Here is a 13,241-nt window from a genome sequence, read left to right as displayed (position 1 = left end):
AGCCTCGCATGAACGTGATGAAGCAAGAACACTTCAATCCACGTCCTGCGGTACTTGCGTTGCTCGGCATGCTGCTTTCGAATCAAGTCATTGCGCAACCGCCCAAGACCATTCGCACCGAGTGCCTTGGCTATCAAACCATCGATTTGCCCGGCAACATCGAGTACGCCACTCTGCCACCCAACATGTCGCCCGCGAATGGAGGAGGCTATGGATTTGGGAATGGAGTAAGCGCCTGGAAGACGTACCAGTTGGTGGAAACCGACGGGGTATTCGACTCAAGTGAAAGCTCTAGGTCCATCTATGTTTCGAGCTTGACCAGCACGTCGGATCTGCAAGCACATCTTCTTAAGCTCAACAAGGAAATTCAGCGGCAGAAGGATCTTCTGCTTGATCGGGCCAAGTGGCTTGACGAAAATCCGGCGTATGAGATTGATCCCACGGGAACTGATCGAACTGCGCTGCGAAAGCGGGCGGCGGCAATCCGCTTTCAACAGCCCTACAACAACGGTAATGCCTTCGGCTTTATCGACGACTTTGGAAAATTTGATTTTTCCGCGTTGACCGGCGACCACGTGGTGTCCGCCAGCAGAAAACTCGAAGGCACACCGGAACAGACGATCGCAAATTTCCAGAAGCTCCATAGCTCGCGCGCACCGTTCGAGATTCCAGGCAAGCCTGGGGTGTGCTTGCCCTATGGCTTCATGACCGGCGAGAAGAAGCCTGCCTATGTTGCCGCCTCTTTCCGGCTCACCGACAGGCCAGACATTGTGGTGTACCTGAGCGATAGGGACGCTTCGAGTGAGGACAGCATAGATTCCGAAAGATTCGTCAATGAAGCGGTGCAACGAGGCTACTTTTACGGGGCCAAGCTCACAGAGCCGTTGGACGGCCGCGTGCGTCCGCTTCATTCCATCACGGTAGACGGGCGAAAGGGGCTTGGCGGCATGGCCCTCATCACTCGCAGCGTTCTCAGTGGACCGCCAATTCACAACGAAGCCAACAAGAACCAGGACTGGGGCTATCTGGCCTACATACCCGGCGACAAGAACGCAGCGCTCGGTACTTCGTCCAAACTCATCTTCAAGGTCGAGCGTTTCGGCCGCTTCGCCAAATCACCCATGACGGAGAGCGAGTTTCGAGAGCTGGTTAAAAACATCGCGCAAAGCATCAAGCGCAGGCCGGGAGCGTGGCGCGCGCCTTGATGGCGCAGCATCCGCAATCGCGCCAAAAAATGGCACCGCCAATTCCTCACCCTCGCGTCGCGTTCTCCTTCATCTTCGCCAACGCAATAGCCACCGCCGCCCCGCCCAGCGTCTTGATCAACCCCGAGTGCTGCGCGTAGAACCGGCTGACCTCGTCGATCACCCCCGCGTGCTGCTCTTCCGCATGCGCCGCGATCTCCGTCACCTGCGCAGGTGACAGCTGCGAAGCCTGATCCGGCGAGAGTTGCGTCTGACCCGGCTGCAGCAAGCGCCCGAGCACACCCCCAGCCAGCGCCGATGCAGCCGCCGGCCCCAGCGTGGCCAATATCTGGTTGAGCACCCCTGCCTGTTGCGTCGGCGAAGACTGCCCGAACAACTTGCCCACCGTATCGCCGAACGGCGGCGTCTGGTTGGAGCGCATGGCCGCCGCCAGGCCCGCGCCGATCTCGTCGGTCGAGGCGTGCTGCGCGACTTGGTCCAGATGCGCGCTGGCATCGCCGCCGATGGCCTGTTGCAGGATGTCGAGTAATCCCATGGTGCTGCCCTTCCTCGTTGGATAAACGGGCATCCTCGACCTGCAAACCTGATCGCCGGCTGACGGGCCGTTTCCTCGTCGCGCGCGGCTCACCGTCTGCCGGCCTTCTTCGCTATCCTGCCGGCTGGCCAAGACGAAGGATTCGATTTTGCAAACGCACCCCGCCACTCAAGCCGCGATGGAACGCGATTTCGGCGCCATTGCCGACCTGGTTCGCCTTCACGCCCGGCACACGCCCGACCATGCCGCGCTCGCAGACGCGAACGACGCGTTGAACTACGGCGCGCTCGACGCGCTGATGGACCGCATCGCCGCCAGCCTGCAGCGAGATGGCCTCAAGGCCGGCGATGCCATCGCGGTCTGCGCCACTTCGTCGGTGAACTACGCCGCCGTGTTCCTCGGCGCATTGCGCGCGGGTGTTGCCGTTGCGCCGCTCGCGCCTGGCTCCACGACCGCGAGCCTCGCCCGCATGATGGAGGATGCCGATGCGCGCATCCTCTTCACCGATGCCTCGGCCGCCGACGTGGTCGGCCCCGCGACGGAAGGCGGCATTCCGCGCGTCGCGCTCGATGGCTCTTCGGCGGGACGCGATTTCGGCGCCTGGCTCGCACCGGCCGGCGCGCAGCCCGAGGCCGTCGAAGTGCAGCCCTCGTGGGCCTTCAACATCATTTACTCGTCGGGCACCACCGGCGAGCCCAAGGGCATCGTGCAGGGGCACGGCATGCGCTGGTCGCATGTGCAGCGCGGCGCCAGGTACGAGTACAGCGCCGACACGGTCACGCTGCTGTCGACGCCGCTCTACTCCAACACCACGCTGGTGGTGTTCTTCCCCACCATCGCGTTCGGCGGCTGCGTGGTGCAGATGCCCAAGTTCGATGCCGGCGCCTACCTGCAACTGGCCGAGCAGCGCCGCGTGACGCACACGATGCTGGTGCCGGTGCAGTACCAGCGGCTGATGGCGCATCCGCGCTTCGACGCGCACGACCTTTCGTCGTTCCAGTTCAAGTTCAGCACCAGCGCACCTTTCAACGCCGCGCTCAAGGGCGATGTGTTGAAGCGCTGGCCCGGCGGGCTGATCGAGTTCTACGGCATGACCGAAGGCGGCGGCACCTGCATCCTCGAGGCGCACCTGCACCCCACCAAGCTGCACACCGTGGGCCAGCCGGCGCCGGGCAGCGACATCCGCCTGATCGACGAGGAGGGCGACGAACTCCCGCAGGGCAACACCGAGGTGGCCGGCGAAATCGTGGGCCACTCGGCCGGCATGATGACTGGCTATCACCGCCAGCCCGAGAAGACCCGCGAGGCCGAATGGTTCGACGCCACCGGCAAGCGCTTCATCCGCACGGGCGACGTGGGCCGCTTCGACGCCGACGGTTTCCTCACGCTGTTCGACCGCAAGAAGGACATGATCATCAGCGGCGGCTTCAACATCTACCCGAGCGACCTGGAGGCCGTGCTGCGCGGCCATGCGGCGGTGGCCGACGTGGCGGTGGTGGGCGTGCCCTCCGAGCAATGGGGCGAGGCGCCGGTGGCCTTCGTGGTGCGCCGCGAGGGCGATGCGACCACCGAAGCCGCGTTGCTGCAATGGACTAACGACCAGCTCGGCAAGACGCAGCGCCTGGCGCGCCTGCACTTCATCGACGAGCTGCCGCGCAGCGCGATCGGCAAGGTGCTCAAACGCGAGTTGCGTGACCTTGTCGGCCGCTGAAGCCAAGGCCGCGCCGCTGCCTGACGAGCACGGCGGCGGCAACGGCCTGCTGTGGGTGCTGGTGGCCGTCGCGGTGCTGTTCGCATTCCTGCGCCCTCGCGCGCCGATGGACTGGCTGAAACTGGTCGACTGGCAGACCGTGGGCGCGCTCGCCGGCCTGCTGGCCATCACGCAGGGCGTGGAGAAAAGCGGCATGCTGCAGGCCACCGCGCAGCGCCTGCTCGCGCGCACGCACAACCAGCGCAGCCTGGCGATGCTGCTGACGGCCTGCGCTGCATTGCTCTCGGCGCTGGTGACCAACGATGTGAGCCTGTTCCTGCTGGTGCCGCTCACGCGCGTGCTGGCCAACCAGGCGCATCTGCCGCTCGCACGGCTGGTGGTGCTGGAGGCGCTGGCGGTGAATGCAGGCTCGGCCCTCACGCCGATCGGCAATCCCCAGAACCTGTACCTCTGGCACCGCTCGGGCGAGAGCTTCTTCGCCTTCATGGGAATGATGGGACCGACGGTGGCGGTGATGCTGTTCTGGCTCTTCGTCGCGGTCTGGCTGCTGGTGCCGCGCACGCCGATTGCACTCAAGCCTGCGGCGGAGGCGGCGCCGGTGCAGCCTCGGCTCCTGGCATTGGCCGGGGTTCTGTTCATCGGCTTCGTGGTCGCGCTGGACCGGCACTGGCTGCTGGCGGGTCTGGGCGTGGTGTTCGGGGTGTTCCTGGTGACCTATCCGCGCGTGCTGCGCGGCATCGACTGGGCGCTGCTCGCGATCATCGCGCTGATGTTCGTGGACCTGCGCCAGCTGGCCGAGTTGCCGGCCATCACCGCGCTGCTGGGCCACTGGCCGATCACCGAAGGCTGGCGCGCCTACCTCGCGGCGATCGTGACCTCGCAGTTCATCAGCAATGTGCCGGCGGCCATCCTGCTGGACAGCCATGTGCGCGACCTGCCTGCGCTGGCGGCCGGCGTGAGCGTGGGTGGCTTCGGCTGCGTGCTGGGCTCGCTGGCCAACCTGATCGCGCTGCGGCTTGCGAAGCTGCCGAACGGGCTGCGCGAGTTCCATCGCATCAGCTTTCCGTTCCTGCTGGTGTGTGGGGTGTCGGCGCTGCTGTTGCGGCTCTGGTGACAGGCGCGGGGCGGGACAGGACAATCGGCGCCTGCCCGCCATGCCCGCCTCCACCACCCATACCCTTTCGCTGCGCGACTACGGCACCTCGCGCGGCAGCCACGCGCACGATCACTTCCAGGTGCTGATCGGCCTCGATGGCGTGCTCGACATCGAAGTCGAAGGCCGGGGCGCGGGCATCGGGGTCGGCGAGGCGCAGGTGGTCGCGCCGGGCGACCGTCACGATTTCGCGGCGCGCGGCCCGGGCAGCGTCTGCTTGGTGCTCGACACCACGCATGCGGCGTGGGCCCGCTGCGCGGAGCGCGCACCGGCCGATGTGCCGCAGTTGCATGCGCTGGCTCGCTACCTCGCGCATTGCATGAAGCAGCCGCAGCAGTCCGCGCTCGCCCTGCAGCACGGCCCGGCGCTGTTGCTGGAAGCCTGGAGCCCCTTGCCTTCATCCTTGCCGGACACGCGCCGCCGCCGCATCGACTGGCAAGCGCTCGCGGCATGGGCCCGGACACGATGGCACGAACCGTTGGCGGTTTCCGACCTGGCCGACATCGCCTGCCTGAGCCCCAGCCAGTTCGCGCAACGCTGTCGCGAGGAGCAAGGCATGAGCGCGATGCACTGGCTGCGCGGGCTGCGGCTGGCGCATGCGCGTGAGTTGCGGCTGGACGGCGTGGGCGTCGCAGAAACGGCCCGCCGCACGGGCTACCGTTCGCCTTCGGCACTGACAGCGGCACTTCGGCGCTGACCCTGTTTTTTTCCTCCCCTGCCGGGGGAGCAATACCGAGATCGTCGGCCTGCGACGACGAACCGGCATCCCGCGACGATGCCATCGCTTAGCCTTGCCGTGCATGTCATCCACCGTCTACGCCCTGCTCGCCATCGCGCTCTGGACCAGCCTTGCCTCGCTCGGCACGGCCCTGTCGCACCTGCCGCCCTTTCTGCTCACGGGGCTCGCGCTCATCATCGGCAGCGTCCCGAGCTGGCCGCTGGTGCTGCGCGACCGCCGCGCCTGGAAGGTGCCGCCGCGCACGCTGGCGCTGGGCATCTACGGCCTGTTCGGCTACCACTTCCTGCTGTTCATCGCGCTGCGGCATGCGCCGCCGGTCGAAGCGAATCTCGTCAACTACCTGTGGCCGCTGTTCATGGTGGTGCTGGCACCGGTGCTGTTGCCGGGCGTGTCGCTGCGGCCGCTGCATGTCGTCGCAGCGCTGCTGGGGTTCGCGGGCGCGGCGACGGCGATCCTCGGTGCGCGAAGCGGGGTAGCACCGGGGGCGGGGGCCGCCGCAGGGTACTGGGGCTTCCTGCCGGCGCTGGGTTCGGCTTTCATCTGGGCGAGCTATTCGCTGTGGACGAAGCGGGTCGCGGCGTTCCCGACCTCGGCGATCGGGCTGTTCGGGCTGGTCTCGGGGGCGTTGTCGCTGATCTGCCACGCGCTGCTGGAGCCCCCGGTCGCGCTGTCGACCCGGGACTGGCTGCTGGTCGCGCTCTGCGGCCTGGGCCCGCTCGGCGCGGCCTTCTTCGTCTGGGACATGGCGCTCAAGCGCGGCGATGCGCGGCAGATCGGCATCCTGAGCTACATCACACCGCTCGCCTCGACGTCGCTGCTGCTGGCCGTGACCGGCCGCCCGCTCACCTGGAGCATCGCGCTCGCGGCCGCGCTGATCATCGCGGCCGCCGTCATGGGCACGCGCGCCCGCTGAACGAATGAACGAATCACGCCCGTGTCCGACGGATCGGCGTGCTTTTTCTGGCTAGAGTGGAGGCTCAGGAAAAAAAGGAGCCGAACCCATGGACGACAAGAACAAGAACGACGACTTCGAAATCACCCCCAAGCTGGTGTTCGACCTGAACCTGGCGCTGTACCTGGACCTGGTGGCCGCGCTCGAAGGCGCGGGCGCCATCACCTACCGCCAGATGGCCGCCCGGGTGCTCAACATCAGCATGGACGCACGCGCCGACGGCGAGACGGGCCTCTCGACAGCGCTGGAAGGCATCGCCAAGGGCTTCGCGGGCCACGGCGACGGCCTGTCGATCGAACTGCTGAAGGCCGCCCGCGGCCTGCGCGAGGACGACGCGATGGGCGACATCCCCATGCGCCCCGCCGACTGAGTCCGGCTACTTACTTGTAGTCGAGCGTGAAAGTCGCCGTGCCGTTGGCGCGGCCCGGCGTTACCTTGTCGCCGGTCTGGAAATAGCGGGCGGTGTAGGGCAGCACATAAGGGCCGGTCATCGACGGCCCCACTTGCTCCATCTCGTCCAGTACCCCTGTATTGAAGTTCACCGGCCTCCCGCTCTTGTCGCTCACCACCTGGATGCCCACGCCGGTGGCCATGCGCGAGCCGGCCTGCGTGAGCTTCAGCACGCCCTTCTCATTTGTCGAGAGGTCCCGCGTCGCGTCCATGCGCAGCAGGACCGTGTTCTGCGCGTTCTGCCCCGCCTTGCAGTTGAGCTTGATGTTGAACTTGCGGTCGCCCGTGGTGGTGCCTTTGCCCTTGAAGTTGCTCTGCGGCACCTTGCCGAAATCCACCAGGATGTTCTTCGAACCCAGGTCCACCGTGCACGACGGCGTGAGGATCGTGATGCCATTGCCCAGCAGGTTCGTCGTGAGCACCGACTTGTTGTCCGCCACGCTGTAGTACCTGGTGTAAGTGCCCTGCGCGAGCGGGCCGTTGCCGGTCACGGCCGCGATCTTGAAAAGCTCCACCTGGAAGCGCGATGAAGCGTTGAAATCGCCGAAGTCCCTCTGGGTCGAGCGGTCGTGCGGGTAGTAGTTGACCGAGCTCTCGTTGAAATAGCGCGACAGCCGGATGCCGACGCCGGGCACTGTGGTGGTGAACACGTGGTCGTAGCCCGGCACCTCGGTGCCCTGCAACATCACGCCCTTCACGTTGCCCCCGCCTTCGCAGGTCCACGGCTTGTTGATGGCGGTTGACGAAGGAATGGGGAAAAGCTGCGACTTGAACATGGTGCCGACCGCCGCATCGTTCGGAATGATGACGCGGCCCATCGCCATGTCGACCGTCTTCTCGATATAGCCCGGCGTGACGGTGCACGCGGCCCACGCGCTCTGTGTGCCGAGCCACAGCGCGACGGCAGGTGCGGCGAAGCGCACGGAACGGCGCGCGGTCTTCATCGCGCGAAATGGATGGCTGCGGTTCATTCCGTTCCCTTCGGTTGCGCGACGACCGGCACGGCGGCGGCGCATTGGCCGTTCAGCTCGCGGATCGGCGGCGGGTTCTTTTCATCTGGCAGGCTGTAGGGCACGACACATCGGTCGGCCTTGTCCTGGCCCCAGCGCACGGTCAACTGGCCGCTGCTGCCCGCGCCAGTCACAAAGGCTTGGCCGTCGGGACCGACGATGCCGACCTCCTGGCCCGCCTCGTTCTCGATCTTCGAGCCGAGCGGCAGCATGCGGCCCTTGAGGTCGGTGAGCACCATCAGCAGGCGGAAGCCCACCGAGGTCTCGAACTTCGCGACCACCACGGCGCCGCGAGTGGGCACCACCTCGGTGGCGGCATTCTTCACTTCCACTGTGTCGTCGAGGTCGCCAGTGCGGATGGCCAGGCGGTTCAGGCGGTAGGGCGCGAGGTTGGGAATGATCGCGTTGCCGGCCCGGTCGGTCGCCACGCCGGGTTGAGACTCGAAGCCGACGCCAGAGGCCTTGGGCGCCAGCACCAGCGCCACGGTCTCGCCCAGCGGCTGCGACATCGTGACGCCGCCGCCGTGGACCAGCACGCCGCCCGAGATGCCGAAGGTGCTCTGCCCGTAGCCGCTGCCCTGCGAGTGGCCGACGTCGAAGCGGCCCAAGGACGCCAGGTAGCTCGCGCTCGCACTGCCGCTGCTGCCGCCGCCCCGGTTCGCGGCACCGGCTGTCACGTTGTAGGTCAGGCGGCTGTCCTCGAAGGCCGAGCCGTAGACGCTGGCCTGCTGGTTGACCCGTCCGGTGCTGTCGCGGGTGGCCGTGTACATCGCACTGGCGTTGGTGTCGCCCAGCGGAATGCTCAGCGTGAACATCACCTGGCGCACCGAAGGCCGGCTCAGGCTGGCGGTGTGGTTGTAGAAGACGCTGTAGCCGAAGCGCTTGTAGTTGCCCGAGTAGCCCAGTTGCACCAGCCGGTCCTTCGCGCTGGTGCCCCAGTAGCTTTGCTGGCGCGCAGATGCGAACAGCGAGCCCAGGTCGCCGATCTGCTGCGAGACCTCGAACCGCACTTCGTTGCGGCGGCTGTTGAACGACTCGAAGGGCCGCAGATCCTGCATCTGCACTGCCTCCTGGAAGGTGCGATAGCCACTGGTCGAGTAGCGGTAGCCCGCCACGCGGAAGTTGGTGCCCGAACCGAGGAACGACTTCGAATAGAGGAAGCGCACCGACTGGCCGTCATAGGTCTTCACGCTGTCGATGGGCGTGCGGTCGGTGGTGCGCGCGCTCGACAGGTCGACCGACACGGCGCCGAAGTCGCGCAGGTTCTTGCCCATGCCCACGAGCAGCGACTGGTACATGCTCGCCATCAGGACGCCTCCGTAGACCGAGAACTCATTGCCCAGCCCGCGCGCGAGCGTCGCCTGCATGAAGGCCGGTTGGGAGAGCGACGACCGAACGCCCAGCACGCTGCCGCCGTCGGAGCCGTTGCGGTACTTGCCGACAGTGGCCGAATAGCGCCACGTGCCCTCGCGAAGCAGCGTGGGCACGGCCGAGAAGGCCTGTGTGTAGCGGGTCTGGCGGCCGTCGGCCTCCGCGACGCTCACTTCGAGATCGCCACTCGACGCGGTGGGATAGAGGTCGTCGATGACGAACGGACCCGGCGCCACGAAGGTGCTGTAGATGACGTAGCCGTTCTGACGCACCGTCACGCGTGCGTTGGTCTGCGCCACGCCCCGGATGGTGGGCGCGTAGCCCTGCTGGCTGTCGGGCAGCATTGCGTCGTCGGAGGAAAGCTGCACGCCGCGGAACGGCAGGCTGTCGAAGAAGTTGCCGGGCGTGTTGCCGTCGCCAATCAGCAGTCGACCGTTGATCGGGGCGATGTCACGCTGCATGTAGGTGCCGATGCCCTGCCAGCGGCTCTTGCCGTCGATGCCGCGGTTGTAGGTAGAGAAATGGCGGAAGCGCCAGTCGCCGTGGTTGAAGCCGGCGCGAAGGCCCGCGAACAGCGTGTTGCGCTGCAGGGTCTTGTTGCGATCGGCGAAGGGGTTGCCGTCGAACACGTTCTGCGGAGTCCCCACGGGCGTCGGATCGTTGCGGTAAATGTCCCCGCTGTAGCGCGCGAAGTTGACCTGGTAGTCCAGCATGGCGGCGGTGATGCCCTTGTCCCACTTCTCGGGACCGACCGCGCCGCGCGCCGAGCGCTTGAGCGCCGCCTGCGGAATGCTCACGAACAGGCGCTGCTTGCCGGCGTTGTAGGTCACCGCGGCATCGGGAATGATTTTGGTCAATTCGATGCAGGCCTCGTCAGGAGCGTTCGCGAGTTCGGGGAATACCGCCACGTTGACACCCCACGCGTCGAGCATGCCGCGCGTGAGGCAGGGTTCGGCGTCGTTCTTGCCCTCTTTGGCCGCGAAGCGGATCTCGGTCTGCCCGGTGACGCGCTCGTTGAGCGACACGTCGACCATGTACTTGCCCGCCAGCACGCGGTTGCCGAAGGAGAAGAGCGAGAGGTCCGCATGCGGCTGGTCGCCGCCGATGCCGAGGAATTCTTCGTTGAAGCTGGAGCCGGCCAACTGCTCCTGTGCGTGGCTGGGCGCACCAAGTGCGCCCAGCAAGGTGGCGCACAAGGTCAGCTGGAACGGCGCGCGAAGAGCGGGTGAGCGGCGCATGGCGGTTCGGCTCTTGCGTATCAGCGCTTGGCGCTGTCGGTGGAAGGCACCGGCGGTGGGACGACCTCGGCCTTCACGGCCACGGGCTCGGCGCCCATGGGCACCCTGACGAATTCTTCGGGCGTCTCGCCGCCGTAGTCGTTGAGCGTGGTGTAGTTGACCTGGACCGCTTGCGGCGTTTTCACCGCGTCCAACGGATAGCTTGCCTCGCCGAACGGCGGCACCATGTCGGCGTTGATCAGTTGCTGGCCGCTGTTGATGTTCAGCGCGGTAAAAGTCACGTGGTAGGCCGTGGGATTGCCGACCTTCAGCACGGCGCCCTGCCCTTCGGCACCGGCATTCACAGCCCACTTGAGTTGCCCGCGCGATTCCTCGGACTTGCCCGCAAGCTTCGAAGGCCGGTAGAACAGCTTGATGCGACTGCGCACCGCGATCTGCAAGACGTTCTCTTCGTTCGACTTCTCGGGAATCTCCTTGACGTTGAGCCAGAAGACCGATTCGCGGTCGGCCGGCAGTTCGCCGGCCACGCGCATGATGCGCAGGATGTTCTCCATGCCCGGGTCCAGCCGCGACAGCGGCGGCGTGACGAGCAACGCGGTCTTGTTCTTGCCTTCGCCGGCGTCGATCCACGACTGGACCACGTAGGGCGAGGTGCCGGTGTTCTTCACCGGAATGGAGGCTTCGCGGTCCCTCTCGCCGAGGATCACGCGGGTGCCGCCGAGCATCACGCCGGCGTCGGCCGGCCACTGGAAGCCCAGTATCAGCAGGATGGCGAAAGCCCAGCGGAAGCGATGGTTGCTGCACATAAAAAAGAATCCTTGGGCGCGGGTCCAACGCATGGAACGAGCGCACCCCAGCACCGCGGCGCACATCGAGCGCCGTCGGAAAGGGCAAAAAAGAGAGATGCCGGCGCCGGCGGAGACGCGGAGGTCCGAGCGCGGTGCAAGCGGGAGCGGCATCGCCGACCGGCGCGAAGCGTCTGTGCGCTCCGGCCGGCGGCGGGCCGCAGACGCGCCTATTTACTTGTAGGCAACCGTGAACTGCGCAACCGCGTTGGCCGGGCCGGACATCACGGAGGTCTTGGTCGCAACGTACGCAGCCTGGAACTTCAGCGAGTTGTCGCCGAGGCCGAGGACGTAGTCAGACGATGGCGAGCCGAGCGGGATCTTGGTGCCGGCGGAATCGCCGAGCTCGACCGCCACGCCCGAAGCGGCGGATACACCAACCTGACCGGCATTGGCCACGCGCAGAGTGGTCGCGTTGTCGGCATCGGCCGTGCCCGAGAACGTCACGGTGGCGCCCTTGGCGGTTGCGCCGCAACCCAGCAGGTCGATCGTGAAATTGGCGGGGGTCGACTTCTTGCCGACGATGGCGGTGCTCACGGCCGACGCGCCGGTGCCGGTGACACTGCCGAACACCGTACGCGAAACCTTGCCGAGCGGCACGGTCAGGTTCTGGCTGTTTGGGGAGATCGAGCAAGGCGCGTCGACGATTTCACCGGTGAAATTGATGGTCCCGTCAGCGGCGAAAGCGCCTTGCGACATGACGCCGGTCACGGCCAGAGCTGCGAACTTGACGAGTACAGACTTCTTCATTTTTTGCGTTCCCTAGGAATTGAAATAACTGAATTGCGACTGCCTTATGCAGGGCAGGCCGCAGTTTAATTACCCAAAGAAGCAAGAAGACGGCATTTATCGCCGTTTAACAGTGGTTGACAGTGTTATCACGCCGATCGTGACAAACGCCCAAATGCAAACAAGCTTAACTATTCGGCGATCTGCAGCACAAGCTTGCCGAAGTTCTCGCCGCTGAAGAGCCGATTGAGCGCTTCCGGAAAGGTATCGAGGCCCGTAACCACGTCTTCTTTGCTCTTCATGCGGCCATCTTTCAGGTATCCGGCGAGTTCAGCGATGGCAATGTGATAGCGCTCGGCGTAGTCGAACACCACGATGCCTTCCATCCGCGCCCGGTTCACGAGCAGACTCAGGTAGTTCTTCGGCCCGGCGCCCGGCATGCTGTTGGCGTTGTTGTACTGGCTGATCGCGCCGCAGATGATCACGCGGGCCTTGCGTGCGAGCCGTGCCAGCACCGCATCGAGGATTTCGCCACCGACGTTGTCGAAGTAGATGTCCACGCCGTTGGGGCAATGGGCCTTGAGGCCTTCACGCACCGCGCCGGGGCCGGCCTTGTAGTCGATGCAGGCGTCGAAGCCCAGCTCCTTGACCACCCAGTCGCACTTGGCGGCGCCGCCGGCAATGCCGATCACGCGGCAACCCTTGATCTTGGCGAGTTGCCCCACCGTCTGGCCGACGGCACCGGCCGCGCCGGAGATGACGACCGTTTCGCCCGCCTTGGGCTGGCCCACGTCCATCAGGCCGAAATAGCCGGTCATGCCGGGCATGCCCAGCACGTTGAGCCACTGCGTGATCGTGCCGACCTGCAGGTCGATCTTGACCAGGCCGTTGCGCTTGATCTGGTCTTCAGGAATGAGGATGTATTCCTGCACGCCCAGCGTGCCGTACACCGTGTCGCCCACCGCGAACTGCGGGTTCTTCGAGGCGATGACACGGCCGACGCCGCCGGCGCGCATCACCTCGTCGATGGCCACGGGCGCGATGTAGCTCTTGGCATCGTTGAGCCAGCCGCGCATGGCGGGGTCGAGCGACAGCGACAGCGTCTTGACCAGCACTCCGCCCTCGGCCGGCTCGCCGACGGGCTCGGTGGTGAACTTCCAGTTCTCGCGGGTGGCTGTGCCCTCGGGGCGTTTGGCGAGGCGGACCTGGTGGTTGGTGAGTGAGCTGCTCATGGTGTCTCCTTGATTGACGGACGCTGGCACGGAGGCGCATCGTAGCCGTGGCCATCGCGCCGGCTGGTAGC

Annotated in this window: 12 protein-coding genes; 6 read left to right on the top strand and 6 right to left on the bottom strand. The window is 65.9% G+C overall.

Annotation, left to right across the window (positions count from 1 at the left end):
* Positions 1-8: 8 nt before the first annotated feature.
* Entirely contained in the window at positions 9-1,205 is a 1,197-nt protein-coding gene (locus tag M2282_RS29060) for a hypothetical protein (RefSeq protein ID WP_280812244.1), read from the top strand.
* A 46-nt stretch (positions 1,206-1,251) separates the two neighbouring features.
* Here M2282_RS29060 and M2282_RS29055 read toward each other — a convergent pair whose 3' ends face one another.
* On the bottom strand, positions 1,252-1,740 hold the full coding sequence (locus M2282_RS29055; RefSeq protein ID WP_280812243.1) for a hypothetical protein: 489 nt from the start codon (positions 1,738-1,740) through the stop codon (positions 1,252-1,254).
* A gap of 178 nt (positions 1,741-1,918) precedes the next feature.
* Here M2282_RS29055 and M2282_RS29050 point away from each other — a divergent pair, with 178 nt between their 5' ends.
* The 5 genes from M2282_RS29050 (at position 1,919) to M2282_RS29030 (ending at position 6,665) form a co-directional block, all read left to right on the top strand.
* Positions 1,919-3,451 (top strand): class I adenylate-forming enzyme family protein, encoded by a 1,533-nt coding sequence (locus tag M2282_RS29050; protein WP_280812242.1) that lies wholly within the window; start codon positions 1,919-1,921, stop codon positions 3,449-3,451.
* Positions 3,432-4,565 (top strand): SLC13 family permease, encoded by a 1,134-nt coding sequence (locus tag M2282_RS29045; protein WP_280812241.1) that lies wholly within the window; start codon positions 3,432-3,434, stop codon positions 4,563-4,565. Before M2282_RS29050 ends, M2282_RS29045 begins: the two co-directional genes overlap by 20 nt.
* 40 nt (positions 4,566-4,605) lie before the next feature.
* Entirely contained in the window at positions 4,606-5,301 is a 696-nt protein-coding gene (locus M2282_RS29040) for an AraC family transcriptional regulator (protein ID WP_280812240.1), read from the top strand.
* 103 nt (positions 5,302-5,404) lie between these two features.
* The gene (locus M2282_RS29035; RefSeq protein ID WP_280812239.1) at positions 5,405-6,256 is read left to right on the top strand and encodes a DMT family transporter; all 852 of its coding nucleotides are present in this window, start codon (positions 5,405-5,407) and stop codon (positions 6,254-6,256) included.
* 88 nt (positions 6,257-6,344) lie between these two features.
* On the top strand, positions 6,345-6,665 hold the full coding sequence (locus M2282_RS29030; RefSeq protein WP_093443858.1) for a hypothetical protein: 321 nt from the start codon (positions 6,345-6,347) through the stop codon (positions 6,663-6,665).
* 10 nt (positions 6,666-6,675) lie between these two features.
* Here M2282_RS29030 and M2282_RS29025 read toward each other — a convergent pair whose 3' ends face one another.
* The 5 genes from M2282_RS29025 to M2282_RS29005 all read right to left on the bottom strand — a co-directional run bounded on the left by M2282_RS29025 (position 6,676) and on the right by M2282_RS29005 (position 13,170).
* Complete coding sequence (locus M2282_RS29025; RefSeq protein WP_280812238.1) at positions 6,676-7,716, bottom strand: fimbrial protein; 1,041 nt, start codon at positions 7,714-7,716, stop codon at positions 6,676-6,678.
* Positions 7,713-10,364 (bottom strand): fimbria/pilus outer membrane usher protein, encoded by a 2,652-nt coding sequence (locus tag M2282_RS29020; protein ID WP_280812237.1) that lies wholly within the window; start codon positions 10,362-10,364, stop codon positions 7,713-7,715. Before M2282_RS29020 ends, M2282_RS29025 begins: the two co-directional genes overlap by 4 nt.
* A 20-nt stretch (positions 10,365-10,384) precedes the next feature.
* Positions 10,385-11,170, bottom strand: coding sequence for a fimbrial biogenesis chaperone (locus tag M2282_RS29015; protein ID WP_280812236.1), 786 nt, complete (start codon positions 11,168-11,170; stop codon positions 10,385-10,387).
* A 213-nt stretch (positions 11,171-11,383) separates the two neighbouring features.
* Entirely contained in the window at positions 11,384-11,959 is a 576-nt protein-coding gene (locus M2282_RS29010) for a fimbrial protein (RefSeq protein WP_280812235.1), read from the bottom strand.
* A 170-nt stretch (positions 11,960-12,129) separates the two neighbouring features.
* Positions 12,130-13,170, bottom strand: a complete 1,041-nt coding sequence (locus M2282_RS29005; protein ID WP_280812234.1) for an NADP-dependent oxidoreductase — start codon at positions 13,168-13,170, stop codon at positions 12,130-12,132.
* Between the last annotated feature and the right edge of the window lie 71 nt (positions 13,171-13,241).

The sequence above is a fragment of the Variovorax boronicumulans genome, from assembly GCF_029892485.1.
In the GTDB taxonomy this organism is placed as follows: domain Bacteria; phylum Pseudomonadota; class Gammaproteobacteria; order Burkholderiales; family Burkholderiaceae_C; genus Variovorax; species Variovorax boronicumulans_B.
Note: the sequence above shows the minus strand (reverse complement) of the source record. Positions and strands in the feature narration are given on the sequence as shown.

What these genes read in the sequence shown, in the direction of transcription:
- M2282_RS29020 (WP_280812237.1), bottom strand. Translation starts at nt 10,364, where the DNA reads ATGCGCCGCTCACCCGCTCTTCGCGCGCCGTTCCAGCTGACCTTGTGC.
- M2282_RS29040 (WP_280812240.1), top strand. Translation starts at nt 4,606, where the DNA reads ATGCCCGCCTCCACCACCCATACCCTTTCGCTGCGCGACTACGGCACC.
- M2282_RS29035 (WP_280812239.1), top strand. Translation starts at nt 5,405, where the DNA reads ATGTCATCCACCGTCTACGCCCTGCTCGCCATCGCGCTCTGGACCAGC.
- M2282_RS29050 (WP_280812242.1), top strand. Translation starts at nt 1,919, where the DNA reads ATGGAACGCGATTTCGGCGCCATTGCCGACCTGGTTCGCCTTCACGCC.
- M2282_RS29015 (WP_280812236.1), bottom strand. Translation starts at nt 11,170, where the DNA reads ATGTGCAGCAACCATCGCTTCCGCTGGGCTTTCGCCATCCTGCTGATA.
- M2282_RS29055 (WP_280812243.1), bottom strand. Translation starts at nt 1,740, where the DNA reads ATGGGATTACTCGACATCCTGCAACAGGCCATCGGCGGCGATGCCAGC.
- M2282_RS29025 (WP_280812238.1), bottom strand. Translation starts at nt 7,716, where the DNA reads ATGAACCGCAGCCATCCATTTCGCGCGATGAAGACCGCGCGCCGTTCC.
- M2282_RS29005 (WP_280812234.1), bottom strand. Translation starts at nt 13,170, where the DNA reads ATGAGCAGCTCACTCACCAACCACCAGGTCCGCCTCGCCAAACGCCCC.
- M2282_RS29010 (WP_280812235.1), bottom strand. Translation starts at nt 11,959, where the DNA reads ATGAAGAAGTCTGTACTCGTCAAGTTCGCAGCTCTGGCCGTGACCGGC.
- M2282_RS29060 (WP_280812244.1), top strand. Translation starts at nt 9, where the DNA reads ATGAACGTGATGAAGCAAGAACACTTCAATCCACGTCCTGCGGTACTT.
- M2282_RS29030 (WP_093443858.1), top strand. Translation starts at nt 6,345, where the DNA reads ATGGACGACAAGAACAAGAACGACGACTTCGAAATCACCCCCAAGCTG.